A 23713-nucleotide genomic window follows, 5' to 3' on the forward strand; every position below is an offset into this window, starting at 1 on the left:
CCGCGCCCCGCGCGCGGGACACCCGCGGCGGCACGGGCGGGCCCAGCGCCCGCCCGTGCCGCCGCCCCCGTTCCAGCACCGTTCCCCGCCTCGTCGCCAGCACCGCGCCGAGCACCGCACCGCCCCGACCCGAGGAGCATCCACCATGGCTGACGCAGCACGCGCCGCCCGACTCGCCGACCGGATCAAGGTCGTCGTGGCCCAGGCGCTCGAGCGCCGGGTCAAGGACCCCCGGCTGGGCTTCGTGACCATCACGGACGCCCGCGTCACCAACGACCTCCAGCACGCCACCCTGTACTACACGGTGTTCGGCACCGCGGAGGAGCAGCAGAACACCCGGGCGGCCCTCGAGTCCGCCAAGGGCGTCCTGCGCAGCGAGGTGGGACGGAACATCACGGCCCGCCTGACGCCCACCCTGACCTTCGTCCCGGACGAGATCCCGGTCAACGCCTCCCACCTCGAGGAGGTGCTGCGCGCGGCCAAGGAGAAGGACGCCGAGGTTGCCGCCCAGGCCGCCGGGGCCAGCTGGGCCGCCGGCGAGGACCCCTACCGGAAGCCGGCCGAGGAGGACGACGAGTCCTCCCGGGACCGCTGAGCAGGCGGGGGCACCGGGGAAGTGACCCGCACGAAGCCTGACGTCCCGAGTCCGGACCCGTCCCTGCCGACGCCGTCCGGGCTCGTGGTCGTGGACAAGCCCGCCGGCTGGACCAGCCACGACGTCGTCGCCCGCGCCCGCCGCCTCGCGGGCACCCGCAAGGTGGGCCACGCCGGCACCCTGGACCCCATGGCCACGGGCGTGCTGGTGCTCGGCGTCGACCGGGCCACCCGCCTCCTGACCTGGGTGGTGGGCCGGGACAAGACGTACGCCGCGACGATCCGGCTCGGCCTGACCACCGTGACCGACGACGCCGAGGGGGAGGTCGTCGACGTCGCCGCCCCCGGGGCCGTGGCGGCGGTGGACGAGGACGCGGTGGCGGCCGGCGTCGCCCGGCTCACCGGGGACATCCAGCAGGTCCCCGCGAAGGTCAGCGCGATCAAGGTCGAGGGCCGCCGCGCCTACGCCCAGGTCCGCGCCGGGCAGGACGTGGAGCTCGCCGCGCGCCCCGTCACCGTCTCCGAGTTCGCCGTGCACCGGCTCGTGCGCACCGCCGACGACGCCGGACGGGAGGTCCTCGACGTCGACGTCACCGTGACCTGCAGCTCGGGCACCTACGTCCGGGCGCTGGCCCGGGACCTCGGCGCCGACCTCGGGGTGGGCGGTCACCTGACCGCGCTGCGCCGCACCCGGGTGGGCGCGTGGACCCTCGAGGACGCGTCCACCCTGGAGGAGCTCGCCGCGGAGGTGGCCGCCGGCCGCCCGCTGCCCGTGACGAGCCTGGAGGAGGCCGCCGCCGGACTGTTCCCCGTCCGCCGGCTGACCGCCGCCGAGGCCCAGGACGTCGCCCACGGCCGCCGGATCGGTCCCAGCGCCGCCGACGGCGGCGGGGACCACGGCGGGACCCCGCCGGATCACGACGCCGTCACCGCCGGCTTCGCCCCCGACGGGCGTCTCGTGGCCCTGCTGTCCGACCGCGGCCACCGCGGCGAGCGCACCGCCAAGCCCGTGCTCGTCTTCCTGCCCGGGGAGCGGTTCCCCGGGCCGCCCGGGACCACCCGGGAGGAGCGCTGATGCTGTGGGGCTACGACGGCTGGTTCTGGGCCGCGGCCCTGCTGGGCGCCCTCTCCTTCCTGGTGTGCGCCGTGCAGGCCGCACGCGGGCGGCGGCCCGACGACTGGACCCAGGGCTCCGTGCTGCTGCTCGAGGCGTTCCTGCTCGTCTACGCCGTGGGCACGGTCGTCATGCACGTGCGGGGGCCCGGGCCCACCGGATCGGCCCTCGAGTACTGGGGCTACCTGCTGACCGCCCTGCTCATCCCGGCCGGAACCTTCGTGTGGTCCCTCGTGGAGCGCTCGAGCTGGTCCAACTGGGTGCTCGCGGCCGCGGGGCCCGTGGTGGCCATCATGGTCTACCGCATGAACTACATCTGGTACTACCAGTGAGCCCCGGACCCCGGACCGGTTCCCGGCCCATCACGACCCCGCAGGAGAGGCCCCGATGACGCACGACCGCCCGCAGGACGGCCCCACCCGGCTGCAGCGGCGCTTCGGGCCCCGCGCCGCCCCGGCGCGCGGCGACCGCAAGTCCTCGGGCTTCGGCCGGCTGGTCGTCGTGGTCTACGCGGTCTTCTCCCTCTCCGCCGGTGTCCGCTCGCTCTACCAGATCGCGACGGACTTCCAGGCCGCGCCGCTGCCGTACCTGCTCTCCGCGTTCGCCGCGGCCGTCTACGTGGTGGCCACCGTGGCCCTCGCCCGGCCCGGCCCCCGCTGGCACCGGCTGGCCACGGCCGCCGTGGCCGTGGAGCTGCTGGGCGTGCTCGGCGTGGGCCTGCTCTCGGTGCTCGTCCCGGAACTGTTCCCCGAGCCGAGCGTGTGGTCCCACTTCGGGCAGGACTACGGCTACGTCCCGCTCGTGCTGCCGGTGGTCGGCCTCGCCTGGCTCCGCCGGTCCCGGCCCCGGGGCGGGCGGGCACCCGCCTGAGCGCCCGTCCGTCCCGCGCGGCGCACCGGCACGCACCGGGTAGGCTCGGTCGCGGGCCGGAGCGCCCCGTGCCGCACGCCTCCCGAAAGGACCCCCGCCGATGCCCGTACGCCCCGACGGCGCCGAGGACTACGACGTCCCCGTCCTCACCGACGGCACCGTGGTGCTGCGCCGGCTCGAGGAGCGCGACGTCCCGCAGCTGGCCCGCAACTGCGCGGACCCCGCGGCCGCGGAGTTCACCACCGTGCCCCTGGGCTACACGGAGGCTGATGCGCGCTGGTACGTCGAGGAGTTCGTCCCCGCCGCCTGGCGCGCCGGCCGCGAGTACAACTGGGCGGTCGCCGACGCCCGGACCGACCGGCTGCACGGGACCGTGGGGCTCAACGCCCTGCGCGGGACCACGGCGGACATCGGGCTCAACTTCGGCCCCCACGCCCGCGGCACCGGCGCCGCCGAGGCCGCCTGCCGGCTGCTGCTCGAGCACGCCTTCGGGCGCCTGGGCCTCACCTATGCTTACTGGATGGCGAAGGTCCCCAACTGGGCCAGCCGCAAGCTCGCCTGGAGGCTCGGCTTCCGCTCCCCGGTGCGGATCGACGGGTTCATGGAGCAGCGCGGCGCCTCGGTGGACGCCTGGATCCTGACCCTCGGCGCGGAGGACCCCCGCTCCCCGCAGGCCCCGTGGGACGGTCCGCCGTCCCCGGCCGCCGCCCCCGCGGAGGAGCCCGGCGGCCCGCACCGGCCCGTGCCGCCCCGACCCTGACCTGCCTGTTCCGTTCCTGCGAGGAGAAGCGTGTTCCGCTGGCGAGATCTCTCTGACGTCCCCCCGGGCTTCGGCCCGTCGGTCGTCACCATCGGCAATTTCGACGGTGTCCACCGGGGCCACCAGCGGGTGCTGTCCCAGCTCGTCGACTCCGCCCGCGAGCTGGGCTGGGCCTCGGTGGTCGTGACGTTCGACCCGCACCCCGCGCAGGTGCACCGCCCCGGCAGCCACCCGGGACTGATCATGGGCACCGAGGACAAGCTGGACGCCCTCGAGCGAACCGGCGCGGACGCCGCCCTCGTGCTGGAGTACAGCCTGGAGTTCGCGGCCCAGTCCACCGAGCAGTTCGTGCTGGGCACCCTGGTGGGCCCGCTCGGCGCGCGCTGCCTCGTGGTGGGCGAGGACACCCGCCTGGGCAAGGACAACACCGGCAACATCGACACGCTCCGGGAGCTGGGGCAGCGCCACGGGTTCGAGGTCCGCGTGGTCGACGACCTGCTCGACCCCCTGCACGAGCAGCACCCGGAGCACGCCCCGGCCGTGACCGCGGCGGGGGAGCGGCGCTGCTCCTCCACGTGGATCCGCGCCTGCCTGCAGGCGGGGGACGTGCGCGCGGCCGCCCGGCTGCTCGGGCGCCACCACCGGATGCGCGGGGAGGTGGTGCACGGGGCCGCCCGCGGGCGGGAGCTCGGCTATCCCACGGCCAACCTGTCCCCGGACGCGGCCGGGTTCGTCCCCGCGGACGGGGTGTACGCCGGGTGGCTGCTCGACGCCCACGGCACCCGCTGGCCCACCGCGATCTCCGTGGGGTCCAACCCGACGTTCGAGAACGTGCCCCGGCAGGTCGAGGCGCACGTCATCGACCGCCCCGAGGAGCGGGTCGAGGACTTCGACCTCTACGGCCAGGAGGTGGTCGTGGAGTTCGTCGCCCGGCTGCGCGGGATGGTCGCCTACGAGGGCGTCGACAAGCTCGTGGCCCAGATGGACGACGACGTCGAGCGCACCCGCGGCATCCTGGCCGCCGAGGCCTGAGCCCCGGCGGCCGGCCGGGCCCCTACATCTCCTCGTGCTCGTTCGGGTCGAACCCCGACCCGCTGATCCCCGTGTGCAGCATCTGCAGCCGGTGCATCTGCTCCTCGTCCAGCTCCCAGTCGAAGACGTCGAGGTTCTCGGCCATGCGCCGGGGGTCGGAGCTCTTCGGGATCGGCACGGTGTGCGACTGCAGGTGCCAGCGGAGGACGACCTGGGCCGGGGTGCGGCCGGTGCGCCGGGCGATCCGCGCGATCCACTCGTGCTGGAGCAGATCGGTCTTGCGGCCCAGCGGGGACCAGGCCTGGGTGATGATGCGGTGCTCCGCGTGGAACTCCCGCAGCCGCTCCTGCTGGTACTGCGGGTGCAGCTCCACCTGGTTGACGGCCGGCGTCTCGCCGGTCTCCTCGACCAGGCGCCGGATGTGGGCGGGCGTGAAGTTGGACACCCCCACCGAGCGGACGAGCCCCTCCTGCCGCAGCTCCAGCATCGTCCGCCACGTCTCGACGTACCGGCCGACCGACGGGTTCGGCCAGTGGATGAGGTACAGGTCCACGTGGTCGGTGCCCAGCCGCCGCAGGGAGCCCTCGAGCGAGCGGCGCACGGAGTCCGTGCCGTGGTCCCGGCCCGGCAGCTTGGTGGTGAGGAACAGCTCGTCGCGCGGCACGCCGGCCGCCGCGATCGCGCGCCCCACGCCCGTCTCGTTGCCGTAGTTCACCGCGGTGTCGACCATCCGGTAGCCCAGCATGAGGGCCTCGGCGACGTCGGCCTCGGCCCCGGCGTCGTCCATCGGGTAGGTGCCCAGCCCGATCGCGGGAATGCGCCGGCCGTCCCGCATCGTGTGCGTGCGGTCGGCGACCGCCGGGCCCCGCCCGTCCTTCTCGTCCTTGCTCACGCGCTGCTCCTGCTCGTCTCGTCCTGCTCGTCCACGTGCTGCCGGCCCGGTCCTGCCCGGCCCGGACGGGCCGTGCGCCGGGACCCCGCCGTCGTGTCCCTCCCATCTTGGCCCACCGGCCGGGGGAGGCCCAGCGCAGCGCGCCGCGCCGCCCGGGGGTGGGGCGGCGCGCCCGGGTCCGCTAGACTGGACGGCGGTCCGACTGCAGTCCGTGGTTGTCGGACCCCCGGGGGAGTCCCGGGACCCGGCGACGAGCCCGTCGTCCGGGCCGCACGGTACTGACTCGAACGGAGTTACACGTGGCACTCGACGCCGCCATCAAGCAGGAGATCATCAAGGACTTCGCCACCCACGAGGGCGACACCGGTTCGCCCGAGGTGCAGATCGCGGTCCTGACCCGCCGGATCGCCGATCTGACGGAGCACCTGAAGCAGCACAAGCACGACCACCACACCCGCCGCGGCCTGATGGCCCTGGTCGGTCGCCGTCGCCGCATGCTGACCTACCTGCGCGACACCGACATCACGCGCTACCGCACGCTCATCGAGCGGCTCGGCCTGCGCCGCTAGTCGGCACCCGGCGGCGTCCGCCCGGCAACGGGAGGACGCCGCCGAGCACCGGGCCCGCACGGCACAGCAGCCGGGCGGACCCCGCACCACCAGAGACAGCACCATCGAACACCAGACGGGGCCACCGCGCCGATCATTCGCGGTCCTCGGTAGTGATCTCCGGACACCGGACGGCCCCCGCGGCCCCGGACCTTCCGTGGATCTCGATCGAAGACCGGGTGACGCGCGGACGGTCCCGCCGACACGAAACGGAGGTGACCCTTGGAGGGTCCCGAGATCCAGTACGCCGAAGCCGTCATCGACAACGGCTCCTACGGAAAGCGCGTCGTGCGCTTCGAGACCGGCCGCCTCGCCAAGCAGGCCGCCGGCTCCACCCTCGTCTCCATCGACGAGGACACCACCATGCTCGCCGCCACCACGGTGGGCAAGTCCCCCCGCCAGGGCTTCGACTTCTTCCCCCTGACGGTCGACGTCGAGGAGCGGATGTACGCGGCCGGGCGCATCCCGGGCTCGTTCTTCCGCCGCGAGGGCCGCCCCTCCACGGACGCGATCCTCACCTGCCGGCTCATCGACCGCCCGCTGCGCCCCGCCTTCGGCAAGGGCATCCGCAACGAGGTGCAGGTCGTCGTCACGATCCTGTCCATGAACCCGGACGAGATCTACAACACCGTCGCGATCAACGCCGCGTCCATGGCCACGACCCTGTCCGGGATGCCCTTCCAGGGTCCCGTGGGCGGCGTGCGCGTGGCGCTCATGGCCGGCGAGAACGGCCAGCACCAGTGGGTGGCCTTCCCGAAGCACTCGCAGCTCGAGAACGCCGTGTTCGACATGGCCGTGGCCGGCCGCGTCGTGACCGGCAAGGACGGCTCCGAGGACGTCGCGATCATGATGGTCGAGGCCGAGGCCACCGACAACTCCTGGAACCTGATCAAGAACAACGGCGCCGTGGCCCCCACCGAGGAGCTCGTGGCCCAGGGCCTCGAGGCCGCCAAGCCCGCCATCAAGGCCCTGTGCGACGCCCAGGCCGACCTCAAGGCCCGCGCCGGCAAGCCCGACATGGACCTGCCCCGCTTCGGCGGCTTCGGCGACGACGTCAAGGAGGCCGTCGCGGCCTCCGTCGGCACCCGGCTCGCCGAGGTGTACTCGATCGCCGACAAGCAGGAGCGCGAGACCGCGACCGACGCGCTGCACCAGGCGACCCTGGCCGAGCTCGCCGGCGAGGACGGGCCCTTCGCCGACCGCAAGGACGAGGTCAACGGCGCCTATCAGGCGCTCACCAAGCAGACCGTGCGCCAGCGCATCCTCACCGAGCAGGTCCGCATCGACGGCCGCGGCCTGACGGACATCCGCCAGCTCACCGCCGAGGTCGAGGTCCTGCCCCGCGTGCACGGCTCCGCGATCTTCGAGCGCGGCGAGACCCAGATCATGGGCGTGACCACGCTGAACATGCTCAAGATGGAGCAGCAGATCGACTCGCTGTCCCCCGTCAAGCACAAGCGCTACGTGCACCACTACAACTTCCCGCCGTACTCCACCGGCGAGACCGGCCGCGTGGGCTCCCCGAAGCGCCGCGAGATCGGCCACGGGGCACTGGCCGAGCGGGCCATCACCCCGGTGCTGCCCTCCCGCGAGGAGTTCCCCTACGCCATCCGCCAGGTCTCCGAGGCGCTGGGCTCCAACGGCTCCACGTCGATGGGCTCCGTCTGCGCCTCCACCCTGTCGCTGCTCAACGCCGGCGTGCCCCTGCGCGCGCCGGTGGCCGGCATCGCCATGGGCCTGGTCTCGGACGAGGTGGACGGGGAGACCCGCTACGCCGCGCTGACCGACATCCTGGGCGCCGAGGACGCGCTGGGCGACATGGACTTCAAGGTGGCGGGCACCTCCGAGTTCGTGACCGCGATCCAGCTCGACACCAAGCTCGACGGAATCCCCTCCTCGGTGCTGGACGCCGCGCTGACCCAGGCCCGCGAGGCCCGGCTGCACATCCTCGGCGTGCTGAACGCGGCCATCGACCAGCCGGACGAGATGAGCGAGTTCGCCCCGCGCGTGATCTCCGTGACCGTCCCCGTCTCCAAGATCGGCGAGGTCATCGGCCCCAAGGGCAAGATGATCAACCAGATCCAGGAGGACACCGGCACCGACATCTCGATCGAGGACGACGGCACCGTCTACATCGGCGCCACCGACGGCCCCTCGGCCGAGGCGGCCCGCGCGGCGATCAACGCGATCGCCAACCCGCAGGTTCCGGAGGTCGGCGAGCGCTACCTGGGCACCGTGGTCAAGACCACGACCTTCGGCGCCTTCGTCTCCCTCACCCCGGGCAAGGACGGCCTGCTGCACATCTCGGAGCTGCGCAAGCTCAACGAGGGCAAGCGCGTCACCGACGTCGAGGACGTCCTCGGCGTGGGCCAGAAGGTCCAGGTGGAGATCACGAAGGTCGACGACCGCGGCAAGCTGTCCCTGGCCCCCGTGGTCGCCGAGGAGCCCAACGTACCCACCGAGGACGACGACGCCACCGAGGCCTGAGCCGGGCCCGTCCCGCGCACAGCACCGCACGAGCACAGAAAGCAGCACAGCTGGATGACGGCAGTCGATCTGCCGCTGGAGGCGGGCGACCGCGGCCCGGGGAGCACCCTCGGCCCGGACGCCCGCCTCTCGGCGGTTCCCCGCAGTTCCCCCTCCGCCGCGGCCGCGGCCCTGACCACGGCCGCCGCGGGGTTCAGCCACACCCTCCACGAGGGCGCCGGCGGCAATGTGGTCCGTCGCACGGTCCTGCCGTGCGGCACCCGGGTGGTCACCGAGCGGATGCCCGCCCAGCGGGCCGTGACGGTCGGCTTCTGGGTCGGCGTCGGCTCCCGCGACGAGCAGCCCGGCCGCCTGGGCTCCACGCACTTCCTCGAGCACCTGCTGTTCAAGGGCACCGAGCGACGCTCGGCGCTGCAGATCGCGGAGGCGTTCGACGAGGTGGGCGGGGAGTCCAACGCCGCCACGGCCAAGGAGCACACGTGCTACTACGCGCGGGTCCTGGCCGAGGACCTGCCGATGTCGATCGACGTCATCACCGACATGGTGACGTCGGCCGCCCTGGACCCGGACGAGCTCGAGCGGGAGCGGGGGGTCATCCTCGAGGAGCTCGCGATGGACAAGGACGACCCCGAGGACGTCGCCTTCGAGGAGTTCACCCAGCGGGTGCTGGGGGCCCACCCCCTCGGCCGGCCCATCGGCGGGACCCCCGAGGAGATCCTCGCGGTGCCCCGTGACGCGGTGGTCGAGCACTACCGCCGCCACTACCGGCCCGAGGGCCTCGTGGTCACGGCCGCCGGCGGCCTCGAGCACGACGTCGTCGTCGCCCTCGTCGCCGAGGCCCTCGAGCGCGCGGGCTGGGACCCGGCCGCCCCGGCGGCCCCCCTCCCGCGGCGCGAGCGCACCCCCGCGCCCCTGGAGCCGGACTGGGGCGAGCACTTCCTGGAGCGGCCCGTGGAGCAGACCAACGTGGTCGTCGGCCGGCCCGGGCTCGTGGCCGGGGACGACCGCCGCTTCGCGATGACCGTGCTCAACGCGGCCCTGGGCGGCGGGATGTCCTCCCGCCTGTTCCAGGAGATCCGCGAGAAGCGCGGCCTGGCCTACAGCACGTTCTCCTTCTCGGGCGCCTACTCGGACGCCGGCTACTTCGGGATGTACGCCGGGTGCCTGCCCGCGCGCACCGACGAGGTCCTGGCGCTCATGGCCGGCGAGCTGGAGACGCTCGCCCGGGACGGCATCGGGGCGGACGAGCTGCGCAAGGTCGTGGGCCAGCTGGGCGGGGGCACCGTGCTCGCCCTCGAGGACACCGGGTCCCGGATGTCCCGGCTGGGCTCCGCGGAGCTGAAGTCCGGGGAGTTCCTCGACATCGACGAGTCCCTGGACCGGGTCCGCTCCGTGACCCCGGAGCAGGTCCGGGAGCTCGCGGGGTGGCTCGCCGAGGGCCCGGTCGTGACCACCATCGTGGCGCCCACCCGCCGCTGACCGCACGCCGCCGCCGGGAGCCGGCGGCGGCGCCACCCGTCCCGTGACCTAGAGTTGGAGCCATGACCGAGCGCACCGCCCCCGTGACCACCGACGCCCCGCCGTCCGCCCCCGCCGAGCTGCGCGTCGCCGTGCTCGGCGCGCGCGGGCGGATGGGCAGCGAGGCCGTGCAGGCGGTGCGCCGCACCGAGGGCCTCCAGCTCGTCGCCGAGCTCGGCCGGGAGGACTCCCTCCAGGCCCTGGTCGCCGCCGGCGCGGAGGTCGTGGTCGACCTCACGGTCCCCTCCGCCACGGAGGCCAACGTCCGCTTCGCGGTGCAGCACGGCATGCACTGCGTCGTGGGCACCACCGGCTGGGACGCCGAGCGGCTGGACCGGCTCGAGGCGCTGCTGGCCGAGCACCCCGGGGTGGGAGTGCTCGTCGCCCCCAACTTCTCGGTGGGCGCGGTGCTGGCCATGCGCTTCTCCGCGCAGGCCGCCCGGTTCTTCGAGTCCGTCGAGATCGTCGAGCTGCACCACCCGGACAAGGTGGACGCCCCCTCGGGCACCGCAGCCCGCACCGCCGCCCTCGTCGGGCAGGCACGGCGGGCCGCGGGGGTCGCGCCGTCGCCGGACGCCACGGAGCAGGACCCGGGCGGGGCCCGCGGCGCGCTCGTGGAGGACGTCCGGGTGCACTCCGTGCGCCTGCGCGGGCTCGTCGCCCACCAGGAGACGCTGCTGGGCGGCGTCGGCGAGCAGCTCACCATCCGGCACGACTCCTTCGACCGGATCTCCTTCATGACCGGCGTGGTGCTCGGCGTCCGGGAGGTGGGCTCCCACCAGGGGCTCACGCACGGGCTCGAGGGCTACCTCGACCTGGGGCTGTAGCGCCGATGGACTCCATCCGGGCCTGGATCTGGGGCCTGCTCGCGGCGGCCCTGCTGACCCTGTGGCTGCTGCCCGTCCCCGGTGGCTCGAAGCTGTGGATCCTCGCCGTGCTCGTCTTCGCGGGCGTCTTCACGCTCCTGGAGTCCACGAGCAAGGCGAAGCTGCTCGCCGCGGCCATGGTGACGCTGCTCGTCGTCTACCTGGGCCTGAGCCTGCACCGCGCGGTGCTGCTGCTGGGCACGGACGGCTGGATCGCCAAGGCCTTCGGCGTCGCCATGCTGGTGCTCCCGGCCGTGGGCGTGTGGGCGCTCGTGCGCGAGATCCTGTTCGGGGTCCGGACCGAGCAGCTCGGCCGGACGCTGCACGAGGAGGGCGGGCTGCCGCCCGACGACCTCCCGCGCACCCCCGGCGGGCGCATCGTGCGCGAGGCCGCCGACGAGCGCTTCGGGGCCGTCCGGGCGCAGACCGAGGCGGACCCGGGCGACTGGCGCAACTGGTACCGGCTCTCCCTGGCCTACGCGGCCGCCGGGGACCGGACCCGCGCCCGCTCCGCGATGCGCGACGCCGTGGCCCTCTCCCGCGGGCGCACCCCCCGCAACGTGGAGCCCGCCGACCCCCCGGGCGAGGGCCGGGCCTGACCGTGGTGGCGAGCCCCCGCCGCCCGCCCGCCGGTGCCCCCGCCGCGGAGGCGGTAACCTGGCACCCATGACTGCCAACGCCTCGCCCTCCGCCGCCGACCTCCCCGCGACCCGGTCCGAGCCCCTGTTCGGGACGCTGCTCACCGCGATGATCACCGTCTTCGCCGCGGACGGGTCCGTGGACCTGGACGCCACCGCGGCCATGGCCGTCCAGCTCGTCGACGACGGCTGCGACGGCCTCGTGGTGTGCGGCACCACGGGGGAGTACTCCACCATGACCGACGAGGAGAACCTCTCCGTGTTCCGCGCGGTCAAGGAGGCCGTCGGCTCCCGCGTGCCGCTGCTCGCGGGCACCGGCTCCAACGACACCGAGCACTCCCGCTACCTCTCCCGCGCGGCCGAGAAGCTCGGCATGGACGGGCTGCTCATCGTCACCCCCTACTACAACAAGCCCTCCCAGGCCGGTGTCGAGGCCCACTTCCGCAGCCTCGCGGACTCCGTGGACCTGCCGATCATGCTCTACGACATCCCCGGCCGCGCCGGCATCCCGATCGCGACCGAGACCCTCATCTCCCTGGCCGGGCACCCCAACATCGTGGCCGTCAAGGACGCCAAGGCGGACCTGGTCGCCGCGACCCGGGTGCTGGCCGAGACCGACCTGCTCTACTACTCGGGCGACGACGGCCTGACCCTGCCCTGGATGGCCATCGGCGCCGCCGGGCTCATCGGCGTCACCACCCACGTGGCCACCGCCCGGTACCGCGAGCTCGTCGACGCGGTCCGTGCCCAGGACCTCGCCACGGCCCGGCGGATCAACGCCGAGCTCGAGCCCGTCGTCCGCGCCACGATGACCCGCGCCCCCGGCGCCGTCGCGGCGAAGACGATCCTCATGTGGCAGGGCCGGCTGCCGCACAACACCGTGCGGCTCCCGCACGTCCCGCCCACGGAGGCCGAGGCCGCCCTGATCCGCGCGGACCTGCGGGGCTCGGTCGTCGCCGACACCCTCCTCGAGACCATCGACTGACGAAAGGGGTCCCATGACCCAGTGGCACACCGACCTGGCGGCTCCCCCCGCCCTCGGCAAGGACGTCCTGCGCGTCGTCCCGCTGGGCGGGCTGGGCGAGGTCGGACGGAACATGACGGTGTTCGAGATCAACGGGCAGCTACTCGTGGTCGACTGCGGCGTGCTCTTCCCCGAGGAGACCCAGCCGGGCGTGGACCTCATCCTCCCGGACCTCAACCACATCGTCGACCGGCTCGACGACGTCGTGGCCGTGGTGCTGACCCACGGCCACGAGGACCACATCGGCGCCGTCCCGTACCTGCTGAAGCGCCGCCCCGACATCCCCGTGATCGGCTCCCGGCTGACGCTCGCGCTCATCGAGGCGAAGCTCCAGGAGCACCGGATCAAGCCCTACACCATGGCGGTGCGGGAGGGGCAGGTCGAGCGGCTCGGCGAGTTCGAGTGCGAGTTCGTGGCCGTCAACCACTCGATCCCGGACGCCCTCGCGGTGTTCCTGCGCACGAAGGCCGGCACCGTCCTGCACACGGGCGACTTCAAGATGGACCAGCTGCCGCTCGACGGCCGGATCACCGACCTGCGCCACTTCGCCCGGCTGGGGGAGGAGGGCGTGGACCTGTTCCTCACCGACTCCACCAACGCCGAGGTCCCCGGGTTCACCCCCACGGAGAAGCACATCGGCCCCGTCCTCGCGGACGTGATCGGGCGCGCCCCGAAGCGCGTGGTCGTGGCGTCCTTCTCCTCGCACGTCCACCGCGTGCAGCAGGTGCTGGACGCCGCCGCCGAGCACGGGCGCAAGGTCGCGTTCATGGGCCGGTCCATGGTGCGCAACATGACCATCGCCGAGAAGCTGGGCTACCTGGAGGTCCCGCCGAACACCCTGATCGACCAGAAGCGGATCGACGAGCACGCGGACTCGGAGCTGGTCATCATGTGCACCGGGTCGCAGGGGGAGCCGATGGCCGCGCTGTCCCGGATGGCCAACGGCGACCACAAGGTCCAGCTCACCGAGGGCGACACCGTGATCCTCGCGTCCTCCCTCATCCCCGGCAACGAGAACTCGGTCTTCCGGATCATCAACGGGCTCATGCGGCTGGGCGCCACCGTGGTCCACAAGGGCACCGCCAGGGTGCACGTCTCCGGGCACGCCGCCGCGGGCGAGCTGCTGTACTGCTACAACATCGTGGAGCCCGGCTACGTCATGCCGGTGCACGGCGAGGTCCGCCACCTCATCGCCAACGGCAAGCTCGCCGAGGAGACCGGCGTGCCCACCGACCACGTGCTCCTGGCCGAGGGCGGCACCGTGGTGGACATGGCCGACGGCGAGGCGCGGATCACCGGCCAGGTCGAGTGCGGCTACGTCTACGTGGACGGCTCCTCCGTGGGCACGATCACCGACGCCGACCTCAAGGACCGGCTCGTGCTGGCCGAGGAGGGCTTCATCTCCGTCATCACCGTGGTCAACCGGGACACCGGCAAGGTCGTCACCGGCCCGGACGTGCACGCCCGCGGCGTGGCCGAGGACGACAGCGTGTTCGACGAGATCAAGCCGAGGATCACCGCCGCGCTCGAGGACGCCATCAACCACTCGGGCAAGAACCACACCACCCAGCAGCTCCAGCAGGTGGTGCGCCGCACCATCGGCTCCTGGGTCAGCCGCCGGCTGCGCCGCAAGCCCATGATCGTCCCGGTCGTCATCGAGGCCTGAGCCCCCGGTCCCTCCCCCCGTGCGGCACCGCTGACGGGGGGAGGCCGTGGTCTACCCTGGGAGCATGGCGACTCGTACTTCCCCCGCCCGCAAGGGCGCCTCGACGTCGCGTGGCAAGAACAGCACGTCTTCTGCGCGGTCGTCGGGATCCAGCCGGTCCACCTCCACCCGCCGTCCGTCGACCGCCGGACGGGGCTCCGCGGCGCCCGCCGCGAGCTCCCCGCGGGTGCTGCACGGCACGGGCGCCGCCCTGGCCTGGTGCGCCCGCGCCGTCGGAGGCGTCTGGACGGCCCTCGCCCACGTGGTCGGCGGCGCCGTGCGCCGCATGGGCACCCTGCGCACGGACGTGCCCGCGGAGTCGCTGCGCGACGGCGGCGCCCTCTTCCTGCTGATGCTGGGCCTCCTCGCCGCGGCCGTCGAGTGGTGGAACCTGCCCGGCGCGTCCGCGCCGTGGCTGGCGGTCCCCGCCGTGGCGGTGCACGAGGTCCTCGCGGGGACCTTCGGCTGGACGGCCCTGGTGCTGCCGCTGCCCCTCGTGGGCTTCGCCCTGCGCCGCTTCCGCCACCCCGAGGACACCTCGGCCAACAACCGCATCGCGATCGGGCTGGGCGCCGCCGTCGTCGCCGGCTCCGGCCTCGCGCACGTGCTCCTGGGGCAGCCGTCCCCGAGCCAGGGCCAGGAGGCGCTCCGGAGCGCCGGCGGCTACGTGGGATTCCTCGCCGCCGACCCGCTGAGCGCCCTCATCACCCCGGTCGGCGCCGGCGCGATCTTCGTCGCGGCCCTGTTCCTGTCCGTGCTCGTGGTCACCGCGACGCCCGTCAACCTCATCCTGCCGCGACTGCGGCAGGGCTACTGGCGGCTCATGGGCCAGGACGGGCCCGTCTCCGCGACCGACGTGTCCGCCGCCCGGCACGACCGCTCCTACCTGGACGAGCACGCCGCGCGCGCCGAGGCGGCCAAGACCCGCCGCGAGAAGCGCCGCGAGCGCAAGGCGGCCGAGGCCGAGCGCCGCGCCCTCGACGGCTACCGCGGGGACGAGGCCTTCGAGCGCGCCGTCGTCGCCGAGGAGGCCGCCGACGGCCAGGCGCCCACCCGCGTCTTCGACGTCGACTCCGCGCGCGCCGCCCGGCAGCGGGCCGCCGCGGCGGGAACGGCAGGAACGGCGGGGGCGGCGGGATCCGCCGAGCCGGCCGCCGCCGCGGAGCAGGGGGGCGACGTCCCCCGGCCGGGGCAGAAGCGGCCCACCCAGGAGCAGCTCGCCGCCCGCCGGCTGCGCCGGGAGCAGGGCCTCGAGCCGGCCGCGGACACCGCCGCGGGCTCCGGCTCCCCGGCGCTGGAGGACGTGGCCGCCGAGCCCACCGGCTCCACGTCCGTCACCGCCCGCACCCACACCCCCGAGTCGCCCATCCCCGCCCGCGCGGAGCAGCTCAAGCTCGAGGGCGACATCGCCTACTCCCTGCCCGCGGCCGGCGCGCTCGTGCAGGGACCGCCGCCCAAGGAGCGCTCCGAGGCCAACGACGCCGTGGTCGCCTCCCTGACGAGCGTGCTGGAGCAGTTCAGCGTGGACGCCGTGGTCACCGGCTTCTCCCGCGGGCCCACCGTCACCCGGTACGAGATCGAGCTGGGCTCCGGCACCAAGGTCGAGCGCGTCACGGCGCTGTCCAAGAACATCGCCTACGCCGTGGCCTCCGCGGACGTGCGCATCCTCTCGCCGATCCCCGGCCGGTCCGCGATCGGCATCGAGATCCCGAACACCGACCGCGAGACCGTGTCCCTGGGCGACGTCCTGCGCTCGCACAACGCCCGCAAGACGGAGCACCCCATGGTCATGGGCGTGGGCAAGGACGTCGAGGGCGGCTACGTGGTGGCCAACCTCGCGAAGATGCCGCACCTGCTCGTCGCCGGCGCCACCGGCGCGGGCAAGTCGAGCTTCGTGAACTCGATGATCGTCTCGCTCCTGATGCGCGCCACCCCGGACGAGGTGCGGATGGTCATGGTCGACCCGAAGCGGGTCGAGCTGACCGCCTACGAGGGCGTGCCCCACCTGATCACCCCCATCATCACGAACTCCAAGAAGGCCGCCGAGGCGCTGCAGTGGGTCGTGCGGGAGATGGACGCCCGCTACGACGACCTCTCGCACTACGGGTACAAGCACGTCGACGACTTCAACAAGGCCGTGCGCAACGGCAAGGTCCAGCCCGAGCCCGGCTCGAAGCGCGTGATCCGGCCGTACCCGTACCTGCTCGTGATCGTCGACGAGCTCGCGGACCTGATGATGGTCGCCCCGCGCGACGTCGAGGACGCGATCGTGCGGATCACCCAGCTCGCCCGTGCCGCCGGCATCCACCTGGTGCTCGCCACCCAGCGGCCCTCCGTGGACGTGGTCACCGGTCTGATCAAGGCCAACGTGCCCTCCCGGATGGCGTTCGCGACGTCCTCGGTCACCGACTCCCGCGTGGTCCTGGACCAGCCGGGCGCCGAGAAGCTCATCGGCCAGGGCGACGCCCTGTTCCTGCCCATGGGCGCCTCCAAGCCGATGCGCGTGCAGGGCGCGTGGGTCACCGAGTCGGAGATCCACGAGGTCGTCGACCACGTCAAGGGCCAGATGAAGGCGCACTACCGCCAGGACGTGGTGCAGGAGGCCCCCAAGAAGACCATCGACGAGGACATCGGGGACGACCTCGACGTCCTCCTGCAGGCCACCGAGCTCGTGGTGACCACGCAGTTCGGGTCCACCTCCATGCTCCAGCGCAAGCTGCGCGTCGGCTTCGCCAAGGCCGGCCGGCTCATGGACCTGCTGGAGTCCCGCGGCGTCGTCGGGCCCTCCGAGGGGTCCAAGGCGCGGGACGTGCTCGTCAAGCCCGACGACCTCGCCGCGACCCTCGCCGTGCTCCGGGGCGAGGAGCCGCCCGCGCCGCAGGCCGGCGCCGGCGGGTCGGTCGACTACGGCGAGGACCCGGTCGAGGCCTCGCTGGCCCGGACCACGACCGACCACGGCGACGGCGCCGAGGACCCCGAGGAGTCCGAGGACGCCTGGCAGCTGACCGGCCGCTGAGCCGACCCCGTCCCACCCACCAGGAAGCGAGCACCAGATGAGCCCCGCGGACCCGGCGTCCAACCTCAACCTGCCGAACGCGCTGACCGCCCTGCGCATCGTGCTGGTGCCCTTCTTCGTGTGGTTCCTGTGGGTGGGAGGCACCCAGGGGGAGGACTCCCTGGGCATGCGGTGGGCCGCCCTGGCGGTCTTCGCGGTCGCCATGTACACGGACAAGCTCGACGGCGACATCGCCCGGGCCCGCGGGCTGATCACCAGCTTCGGCAAGATCGCCGACCCCATCGCCGACAAGCTGCTGACCGGCGCCGCGTTCGTGGTGCTCTCGATGCTCGGCGAGCTGTGGTGGTGGGTGACCGTGGTGATCCTCGTCCGCGAGTGGGGGATCACGCTCCTGCGCTTCGTCGTCATCCGCTACGGCGTCATGGCCGCCTCGAAGGGCGGCAAGCTCAAGACCGTCCTGCAGACCGTGGCGCTCCTGCTCCTGCTGCTCCCGCTGGTGCCCCTGGTGGGCGCGTGGTGGCCGTGGCTGGGCTGGATCGCGATGGGGGCGGCCCTCGTGGTCACGGTCGTGACCGGCGTGGACTACGTGGTCAAGGCGGTCCAGCTGCGCCGCCGGGCGCTGGCCGGGCGGAACGCGGCGTGACGGAGCCGCAGCCGGCCGCCCGGGCGCTCGTCGAGGAGGCCGTCCGCCGGGCGCTGACGGTCGCGACCGCGGAGTCCCTCACCGGGGGAGCGCTGGCCGCCGCCGTCGTCGACGTCCCCGGGGCCTCGGCCTGCTTCGAGGGCGCGGTCGTCTCCTACTCCAACCGGGTCAAGACCGAGGTCCTCGGCGTGCCGGCCCGGCTGCTCGCCGAGCGGGGCTCCGTCGACCCCGACGTCGCGGTCGCCATGGCGGAGGGCGCCCGCCGCCGCCTCGGCACGGACTGGGCCGTCTCCACCACGGGCGCCGCCGGCCCCGAGCCGCACGACGGCAAGCCGGTGGGCACGGTCTACCTGGGCGTCGCGGGACCGGGCGGGTCCACCGTCCACGAGCTGGCCGCGGCGGGGGGCCGGGCGGAGATCCGGGCGGCCGCCGTGCGCGCCGCCCTCGAGCGGCTCACGGCGGCCCTGGTGCTCCCAGCCAACTCACAGTGAAAAACCGCCTCCTGCGGGGAAGAATGGAACCGTCAGCGGGGTTAGCAATGATCGCAGGCTCGAGTTGAGCCGATCGAAGTCAAGATGTCGACCGGCCGGCGCCGAGGCACCGCCCGCAGCAGGCGGTGAAGCTGCCGCACACACGAGGAGACGAGCGATTCACATGACCAAGCAACCCGTGTCCGTCAATGGCGTCGTCCGTTGGAAGGACGTGGGCCTCGACGAGGACGACAGCACCGAGACGAAGGACATGAAGATGGGTGTACTCCGCCAGGAGATCGGTGAGGTCCTGCGCAGCGTCCGCCAGCGCCAGGGACGCACCCTCCGAGAGGTCTCGCACAGCGCCCGCGTCTCCCTCGGCTACCTGAGCGAGGTGGAGCGCGGACAGAAGGAGGCCTCCTCCGAGCTGCTCGCGTCGATCTGCGCCGCGCTCGACATCCCGATGTCCCAGATGCTGCGCGAGGTCGCGGACCGGCTGGCCTACGCCGAGGGCCTCCTGGTCCCGGACACCGTGCCCAGCGACCTCACCGAGCAGTACTCGCGGGAGTTCGGCCGGGTCAACGGCGGCGAGGCCGCCGCGGCCGGCGCCCGCTGATCCGCCCGGGCGGCCCGCCGCCCGCCCACGACGTCCCGGAGGGCTCGTCGGTCCCAGGACCGCCGGGCCCTCCGGCCTGTGCCGGCCCCGCCGCCCGGATGGCAGGATGGACGGGCACGACCCCCGGCCGGCAGCACGACGAAGGAGGACGCGGATGAGGCTGAGCAGCTTCTGGCAGCTCATGGCCGACGAGTTCGGCGCGGGCTACAGCAGGGTCCTGGCCCGGGACCTGGTGCTCGGGGAGCTCGAGCACCGCACGGCCGCCGAGGCCATCGAGGCCGGCGTCGACCCGCGGACCGTGTGGTTCGCCCTCTGCCGGGCCCAGGACGTCCCCGAGTCCCGCTGGTGGGGCGTGGACCGCCCGCCCCGGGACTGACGCCCGCCGGGTTCCCGGCGCGCCCGTGGACCCGCGACCGCTTCGAAGGTATATTCGAAGCAGCGGGTCGCGGACTGCACAGCCCGGTCCGTCCCGGGACAGTGGTTCCCGCTCCTCCCCAGGTCCCGCGCGAAGCCTTACGGTGTCCGACCACGGCGATACCGTGGAACACGAAAAGACCAGCAGCAACGGTTCCGGCCGCACCGGCGGAACCCCCCGAACACGAGGTGGACCATGGCAGCCAAGGGCAGCAACAAGCAGAGCGCCGACCAGCAGTTCGGCAGCGACCGCGAGAAGGCTCTCGAGACCGTTCTCGCGCAGATCGACAAGAACTACGGCAAGGGCTCGGTCATGCGCCTGGGCGACCGCCCGGCGACCAAGATCGAGACCATCCCCACCGGGTCCATCGCGATGGACGTCGCGCTGGGCATCGGCGGGTTCCCGCGCGGGCGCGTCGTGGAGATCTACGGCCCGGAGTCCTCCGGCAAGACGACCGTGGCCCTGCACGCGGTCGCCAACGTCCAGAAGGCCGGCGGGATTGCCGCCTTCATCGACGCGGAGCACGCCCTCGACCCCTCCTACGCCGAGAAGCTCGGCGTGGACACCGACAGCCTGCTGGTCTCGCAGCCGGACACCGGTGAGCAGGCCCTGGAGATCATGGACATGCTCGTCGGCTCCGGATCCATCGACATCATCGTCATCGACTCGGTGGCGGCCCTGGTGCCCAAGGCCGAGATCGAGGGCGAGATGGGCGACAGCCACGTGGGTCTGCAGGCCCGCCTGATGAGCCAGGCGCTGCGCAAGATCACCGGCCGGCTCTCCCACTCGAACACCACCGCGATCTTCATCAACCAGCTGCGCGAGAAGATCGGGGTGTTCTTCGGCAGCCCCGAGACCACCACCGGTGGCAAGGCGCTGAAGTTCTACGCCTCGGTCCGCGTGGACGTGCGCCGCATCGAGACCCTCAAGGACGGGGCCAACCCGGTGGGCAACCGGACCCGCGCCAAGATCGTCAAGAACAAGATGGCGCCGCCCTTCAAGCAGGCCGAGTTCGACATCCTCTACGGGGAGGGCATCTCCACCGAGGGCGGGCTCATCGACATGGGCGTGGAGCACGGCATCGTCAAGAAGTCCGGGGCGTGGTTCACCTACGAGGGCGACCAGCTGGGGCAGGGCAAGGAGAACTCGCGCCGGTTCCTCAAGGACAACCCGGAGCTGGCCGAGGAGATCGAGCGCCGGATCCTGGTGAAGCTCGGGGTCGTCGAGGAGCCGGAGACCGCCGAGGAGACCGCGGAGGAGCAGCCCGTGACCGGGCTGCCCACCGAGGTCGCCGGCCCGGCCTTCTGAGCGGGTCCGTGACCGAGAGCCCGTACGACCGCCGGCGCCGCCGGTCCTCCGCCCGCCACCGCGGGCCGGAGGGCCCGGCAGCGTCGTCGTCCCCGGCCCAGGACCCCGAGCCGGACGCCCGGGAGGTGGCCCGGGCGATCGTCCTGCGCCAGCTCACCGCCTCGGCGAAGAGCCGCAAGCAGCTCGAGGACAAGCTCGCCGACCGCAACGTCCCCGAGGACGTTGCCCGGGAGGTGCTGGACCGGTTCGAGGAGGTCGACCTCGTCGACGACGCCCAGTTCGCGGAGCTCTACGTCCGCTCCCGGGCCGGCTCCCGCAAGCTCTCCCGGTCCGCGATCCGGCGGGAGCTGGCCACCCGCGGCGTCACGGGGGAGATCGCCGAGTCGGCGCTCGGGCAGCGCACCGACGAGGACGAGCGGGCGGACGCCGCCGAGCTGGTGCGCCGCAAGCTCCCCGCCGGGGCCGAGCTCACCGACCGCGCCGAGCGGGACAGGGCCGTGCGGCGGCTGGTCGGGATGCTCGGGCGGAAGGGCTACCCGCCCGGGCTGGCCTTCGCCGTGGTGAAGGAGGAGCTCGAGGCGCGCTCCGGTGCCGCGGTCCAGGACGACGAGATGGGCGAGGAACACCCGGAGACCCCGTGACCGGGACCGCCCCGTACAATTGTCCGGTGATGTCGACCCCCGCAGCCCTTTCCCCGGACCCGACCGCGTCCTCCGGCGCGCCCGCCCCGCGCTCCTACGAGGTGCGCACGTTCGGGTGCCAGATGAACGTCCACGACTCCGAGCGGATCACGGGTCTGCTCGAGGCCGCCGGCTACGTCCCCGCCGCCGGTGGCGAGCCGGACCTCGTGGTGTTCAACACGTGCGCCGTGCGCGAGAACGCCGACAACAAGCTCTACGGCAACCTCGGCCAGCTCGTGCCCGCCAAGAAGCGCAACAAGGACCTGCAGATCGCCGTCGGCGGCTGCCTCGCGCAGAAGGACCAGGACACCATCCTCGAGCGGGCGCCGTGGGTGGACGTCGTCTTCGGCACCCACAACATCGGCTCCCTGCCCGCCCTGCTGGAGCGCTCGCGGCACAACGCCGAGGCGCAGCTGGAGATCCTCGACGCCCTCGAGGTGTTCCCCTCGACGCTGCCCACCAAGCGGGACAGCGCCTACTCGGGGTGGGTCTCGATCTCCGTGGGCTGCAACAACACCTGCACGTTCTGCATCGTCCCGTCCCTGCGCGGCAAGGAGAGGGACCGGCGGCCCGGGGAGGTCCTCGCCGAGGTGCAGGCCCTCGTGGACGACGGGGCGGTCGAGGTCACGCTCCTGGGGCAGAACGTGAACTCCTACGGCGTGGAGTTCGGGGACCGCGGGGCGTTCGCCAAGCTGCTGCGGGCGTGCGGGCAGATCGAGGGCCTGGAGCGCGTGCGCTTCACCAGCCCGCACCCGGCCGCGTTCACCGACGACGTCATCGACGCCATGGCGGAGACCCCCAACGTCATGCCGCAGCTGCACATGCCCCTGCAGTCCGGCTCCGACCGGATCCTCAAGGAGATGCGCCGCTCCTACCGCTCGAAGCGGTTCCTCGGGATCCTGGACACGGTCCGCGAGCGCATCCCCGAGGCCGCGATCACCACGGACATCATCGTGGGCTTCCCGGGGGAGACCGAGGAGGACTTCCAGGCCACCCTCGACGTCGTGGCGGCCTCCCGCTTCTCCTCGGCGTACACGTTCCAGTACTCCGTCCGGCCCGGCACCCCCGCGGGGGAGATGGCGGACCAGGTGCCGAAGGCCGTGGTGCAGGAGCGCTTCGAGCGGCTGGTGGCGCTGCAGGACCGGATCGCCGCGGAGGAGAACCGGGCGGTGGTCGGCCGGCAGGTCGAGCTGCTCGTCACCGCGGAGGCCGGCAAGAAGTCCGAGCAGACCCACCGGCTCTCGGGCCGCGCGCGGGACCAGCGGCTCGTCCACTTCTCCGTCCCGGAGGGCGCCGAGGTCCCGCGGCCCGGCGACTTCGTGACGGTCGTCGTCACCGGCGCGGCCGCCTACCACCTCGTCGCCGACCCCCGGTCCCCGCAGGACTACGCGCTGCGGCGCTCGCGGGCCGGGGACGCCTGGGACCGCCGCCAGGCCGAGTCCTGCGGGGTCCCCGCCGCCCCGGGCGCCGCCGGCCCCGGGCCCGTGAGCCTGGGCATGCCGGGCCTCCCCGTCCGGTGACCCGCTCGGAGCTGCCGGTCGTCGCCGTCGTCGGGCCCACGGGCACCGGCAAGACCGCCCTGGGCGTCGAGCTCGCCCTGCGGCTGGGCGGGGAGGTCGTCAACGCCGACTCCATGCAGTTCTACCGCGGGATGGACATCGGCACCGCCAAGGCGACCGCGGAGGAGCGGCGCGGGGTGCCCCACCACCTCCTCGACGTCCTCGACGTCACCGAGGAGGCCTCGGTCGCGGACTTCCAGCGCGCCGCCCGGACCCGATTCGCAGAAATCCGCGTCCGCGGCCGGGTCCCCGTCCTGGTGGGCGGCTCGGGGCTCTACGTGCGCGCGGCCCTGGACGTGCTCGAGCTGCCCGGCACCGACCCCGCGGTGCGGGCCCGGATCGAGGACGAGCTCGCGGCGCGGGGCCCCGGCGCCCTGCGGGAGCGGCTGCGCCAGGTGGATCCGGCGTCCGCCGCCCGGCTGCAGGACGAGCGGCGGCTGGTGCGCGCCCTGGAGGTGTGGGAGCTCACCGGCCGCCCGTTCACGTCCTTCATGCCCCGCCGCGAGCACGTGGAGCCCACGGTGCAGATCGGCCTGGACCTCGAGCGTGCCGCGCTGCACGACCGGCTCGCCCGCCGGGTCGGGGCCATGGTCGAGGCCGGCCTGGAGACCGAGGTGCGCGCCCTGGCGGCCCGCGGGCTGCGCGAGGGGCGCACGGCCTCCCGTGCCCTGGGCTACGGCCAGTTCCTGGACGTGGTGGACGGCCGCGCCACCGTGGCGGAGGCGGTCGAGGCCACCGTGGTGGCCACCCGCCGCTTCGCCCGCCGCCAGCGGACCTGGTTCCGTGCGGACCCCCGGGTGCACTGGCTGGACCCGTCCGCGCCCGGCCTCGCGGAGCGCGCCGCGGACGTCGTCGAACGGGTCGCGGCCGGGGGCTGAACCACGGACCCGGCCGCGGA

Annotated in this window: 23 protein-coding genes; 22 read left to right on the forward strand and 1 reads right to left on the reverse strand. The window is 73.6% G+C overall.

Annotated features, from left to right (window positions below; genetic code table 11):
• Positions 1 to 145 precede the first annotated feature (145 nt).
• The 6 genes from rbfA to ACZ2G1_RS00575 all read left to right on the forward strand — a co-directional run bounded on the left by rbfA (position 146) and on the right by ACZ2G1_RS00575 (position 4370).
• Positions 146 to 595, forward strand: coding sequence for a 30S ribosome-binding factor RbfA (rbfA, locus tag ACZ2G1_RS00550; RefSeq protein WP_017832930.1), 450 nt, complete (start codon positions 146 to 148; stop codon positions 593 to 595).
• Positions 596 to 616: 21 nt separating this feature from the next.
• The gene (gene truB / locus ACZ2G1_RS00555; protein WP_052133096.1) at positions 617 to 1669 is read left to right on the forward strand and encodes a tRNA pseudouridine(55) synthase TruB; all 1053 of its coding nucleotides are present in this window, start codon (positions 617 to 619) and stop codon (positions 1667 to 1669) included.
• On the forward strand, positions 1669 to 2040 hold the full coding sequence (locus ACZ2G1_RS00560; RefSeq protein WP_109243412.1) for a hypothetical protein: 372 nt from the start codon (positions 1669 to 1671) through the stop codon (positions 2038 to 2040). The genes truB and ACZ2G1_RS00560 overlap by 1 nt, the downstream gene beginning before the upstream one ends.
• A 55-nt stretch (positions 2041 to 2095) precedes the next feature.
• Entirely contained in the window at positions 2096 to 2578 is a 483-nt protein-coding gene (locus ACZ2G1_RS00565; RefSeq protein WP_181372568.1) for a hypothetical protein, read from the forward strand.
• A gap of 100 nt (positions 2579 to 2678) precedes the next feature.
• The gene (locus ACZ2G1_RS00570) at positions 2679 to 3338 is read left to right on the forward strand and encodes a GNAT family N-acetyltransferase (RefSeq protein WP_035929697.1); all 660 of its coding nucleotides are present in this window, start codon (positions 2679 to 2681) and stop codon (positions 3336 to 3338) included.
• 30 nt (positions 3339 to 3368) lie between these two features.
• A complete protein-coding gene (locus tag ACZ2G1_RS00575; RefSeq protein ID WP_017832925.1) occupies positions 3369 to 4370 on the forward strand; it encodes a bifunctional riboflavin kinase/FAD synthetase in 1002 nt (333 codons plus the stop codon).
• Between the two features lie 22 nt (positions 4371 to 4392).
• On the opposite strand, the gene ACZ2G1_RS00580 is transcribed toward ACZ2G1_RS00575, so the two are convergent.
• The gene (locus ACZ2G1_RS00580) at positions 4393 to 5262 is read right to left on the reverse strand and encodes an aldo/keto reductase (protein WP_176338160.1); all 870 of its coding nucleotides are present in this window, start codon (positions 5260 to 5262) and stop codon (positions 4393 to 4395) included.
• A 299-nt stretch (positions 5263 to 5561) separates the two neighbouring features.
• Between ACZ2G1_RS00580 and rpsO the strand changes: the two genes are divergently transcribed.
• The 16 genes from rpsO to miaA all read left to right on the forward strand — a co-directional run bounded on the left by rpsO (position 5562) and on the right by miaA (position 23693).
• On the forward strand, positions 5562 to 5831 hold the full coding sequence (gene rpsO / locus ACZ2G1_RS00585) for a 30S ribosomal protein S15 (protein WP_017832923.1): 270 nt from the start codon (positions 5562 to 5564) through the stop codon (positions 5829 to 5831).
• A 261-nt stretch (positions 5832 to 6092) separates the two neighbouring features.
• Positions 6093 to 8357: a polyribonucleotide nucleotidyltransferase gene (locus ACZ2G1_RS00590; RefSeq protein WP_017832922.1), complete on the forward strand. Its 2265-nt coding sequence runs from the start codon at positions 6093 to 6095 to the stop codon at positions 8355 to 8357.
• A gap of 54 nt (positions 8358 to 8411) precedes the next feature.
• Positions 8412 to 9836 (forward strand): M16 family metallopeptidase, encoded by a 1425-nt coding sequence (locus ACZ2G1_RS00595; RefSeq protein WP_470377324.1) that lies wholly within the window; start codon positions 8412 to 8414, stop codon positions 9834 to 9836.
• A gap of 62 nt (positions 9837 to 9898) precedes the next feature.
• Positions 9899 to 10702, forward strand: coding sequence for a 4-hydroxy-tetrahydrodipicolinate reductase (gene dapB, locus ACZ2G1_RS00600; protein ID WP_017832920.1), 804 nt, complete (start codon positions 9899 to 9901; stop codon positions 10700 to 10702).
• Between the two features lie 5 nt (positions 10703 to 10707).
• Positions 10708 to 11340, forward strand: coding sequence for a tetratricopeptide repeat protein (locus tag ACZ2G1_RS00605; protein WP_017832919.1), 633 nt, complete (start codon positions 10708 to 10710; stop codon positions 11338 to 11340).
• 67 nt (positions 11341 to 11407) lie between these two features.
• Positions 11408 to 12364, forward strand: coding sequence for a 4-hydroxy-tetrahydrodipicolinate synthase (dapA, locus tag ACZ2G1_RS00610; RefSeq protein WP_109243414.1), 957 nt, complete (start codon positions 11408 to 11410; stop codon positions 12362 to 12364).
• Between the two features lie 13 nt (positions 12365 to 12377).
• Positions 12378 to 14069: a ribonuclease J gene (locus tag ACZ2G1_RS00615; RefSeq protein WP_017832917.1), complete on the forward strand. Its 1692-nt coding sequence runs from the start codon at positions 12378 to 12380 to the stop codon at positions 14067 to 14069.
• Between the two features lie 64 nt (positions 14070 to 14133).
• Positions 14134 to 17124, forward strand: a complete 2991-nt coding sequence (locus tag ACZ2G1_RS00620) for an FtsK/SpoIIIE family DNA translocase (RefSeq protein WP_470377325.1) — start codon at positions 14134 to 14136, stop codon at positions 17122 to 17124.
• 37 nt (positions 17125 to 17161) lie between these two features.
• Positions 17162 to 17767 carry a CDP-diacylglycerol--glycerol-3-phosphate 3-phosphatidyltransferase gene (pgsA, locus tag ACZ2G1_RS00625; protein WP_017832914.1) on the forward strand — a complete coding sequence of 202 codons (606 nt, stop codon included), beginning with the start codon at positions 17162 to 17164 and terminating at the stop codon, positions 17765 to 17767.
• Positions 17764 to 18258 (forward strand): CinA family protein, encoded by a 495-nt coding sequence (locus ACZ2G1_RS00630; protein WP_095651567.1) that lies wholly within the window; start codon positions 17764 to 17766, stop codon positions 18256 to 18258. Before pgsA ends, ACZ2G1_RS00630 begins: the two co-directional genes overlap by 4 nt.
• Before the next feature lie 163 nt (positions 18259 to 18421).
• Entirely contained in the window at positions 18422 to 18853 is a 432-nt protein-coding gene (locus ACZ2G1_RS00635) for a helix-turn-helix domain-containing protein (protein WP_017832912.1), read from the forward strand.
• A 154-nt stretch (positions 18854 to 19007) separates the two neighbouring features.
• The gene (locus tag ACZ2G1_RS00640; protein WP_017832911.1) at positions 19008 to 19229 is read left to right on the forward strand and encodes a DUF3046 domain-containing protein; all 222 of its coding nucleotides are present in this window, start codon (positions 19008 to 19010) and stop codon (positions 19227 to 19229) included.
• 234 nt (positions 19230 to 19463) lie between these two features.
• Entirely contained in the window at positions 19464 to 20576 is a 1113-nt protein-coding gene (gene recA / locus ACZ2G1_RS00645) for a recombinase RecA (RefSeq protein WP_017832910.1), read from the forward strand.
• An 8-nt stretch (positions 20577 to 20584) separates the two neighbouring features.
• Entirely contained in the window at positions 20585 to 21217 is a 633-nt protein-coding gene (locus ACZ2G1_RS00650; protein WP_470377326.1) for a regulatory protein RecX, read from the forward strand.
• A gap of 29 nt (positions 21218 to 21246) precedes the next feature.
• A complete protein-coding gene (gene miaB / locus ACZ2G1_RS00655) occupies positions 21247 to 22776 on the forward strand; it encodes a tRNA (N6-isopentenyl adenosine(37)-C2)-methylthiotransferase MiaB (RefSeq protein ID WP_109222398.1) in 1530 nt (509 codons plus the stop codon).
• Complete coding sequence (gene miaA, locus ACZ2G1_RS00660) at positions 22773 to 23693, forward strand: tRNA (adenosine(37)-N6)-dimethylallyltransferase MiaA (protein WP_017832907.1); 921 nt, start codon at positions 22773 to 22775, stop codon at positions 23691 to 23693. Before miaB ends, miaA begins: the two co-directional genes overlap by 4 nt.
• Positions 23694 to 23713 lie beyond the last annotated feature (20 nt).

The sequence above is a fragment of the Kocuria sp. KKT182 genome (assembly GCF_055635395.1).

Coding starts and splice junctions, on each gene's coding strand:
- rbfA (WP_017832930.1), top strand. CDS start 146: ATGGCTGACGCAGCACGCGCCGCCCGACTCGCCGACCGGATCAAGGTC.
- ACZ2G1_RS00560 (WP_109243412.1), top strand. CDS start 1,669: ATGCTGTGGGGCTACGACGGCTGGTTCTGGGCCGCGGCCCTGCTGGGC.
- ACZ2G1_RS00565 (WP_181372568.1), top strand. CDS start 2,096: ATGACGCACGACCGCCCGCAGGACGGCCCCACCCGGCTGCAGCGGCGC.
- ACZ2G1_RS00570 (WP_035929697.1), top strand. CDS start 2,679: ATGCCCGTACGCCCCGACGGCGCCGAGGACTACGACGTCCCCGTCCTC.
- ACZ2G1_RS00595 (WP_470377324.1), top strand. CDS start 8,412: ATGACGGCAGTCGATCTGCCGCTGGAGGCGGGCGACCGCGGCCCGGGG.
- dapB (WP_017832920.1), top strand. CDS start 9,899: ATGACCGAGCGCACCGCCCCCGTGACCACCGACGCCCCGCCGTCCGCC.
- ACZ2G1_RS00605 (WP_017832919.1), top strand. CDS start 10,708: ATGGACTCCATCCGGGCCTGGATCTGGGGCCTGCTCGCGGCGGCCCTG.
- dapA (WP_109243414.1), top strand. CDS start 11,408: ATGACTGCCAACGCCTCGCCCTCCGCCGCCGACCTCCCCGCGACCCGG.
- ACZ2G1_RS00615 (WP_017832917.1), top strand. CDS start 12,378: ATGACCCAGTGGCACACCGACCTGGCGGCTCCCCCCGCCCTCGGCAAG.
- ACZ2G1_RS00620 (WP_470377325.1), top strand. CDS start 14,134: ATGGCGACTCGTACTTCCCCCGCCCGCAAGGGCGCCTCGACGTCGCGT.
- pgsA (WP_017832914.1), top strand. CDS start 17,162: ATGAGCCCCGCGGACCCGGCGTCCAACCTCAACCTGCCGAACGCGCTG.
- ACZ2G1_RS00635 (WP_017832912.1), top strand. CDS start 18,422: ATGACCAAGCAACCCGTGTCCGTCAATGGCGTCGTCCGTTGGAAGGAC.
- ACZ2G1_RS00640 (WP_017832911.1), top strand. CDS start 19,008: ATGAGGCTGAGCAGCTTCTGGCAGCTCATGGCCGACGAGTTCGGCGCG.
- recA (WP_017832910.1), top strand. CDS start 19,464: ATGGCAGCCAAGGGCAGCAACAAGCAGAGCGCCGACCAGCAGTTCGGC.
- miaB (WP_109222398.1), top strand. CDS start 21,247: ATGTCGACCCCCGCAGCCCTTTCCCCGGACCCGACCGCGTCCTCCGGC.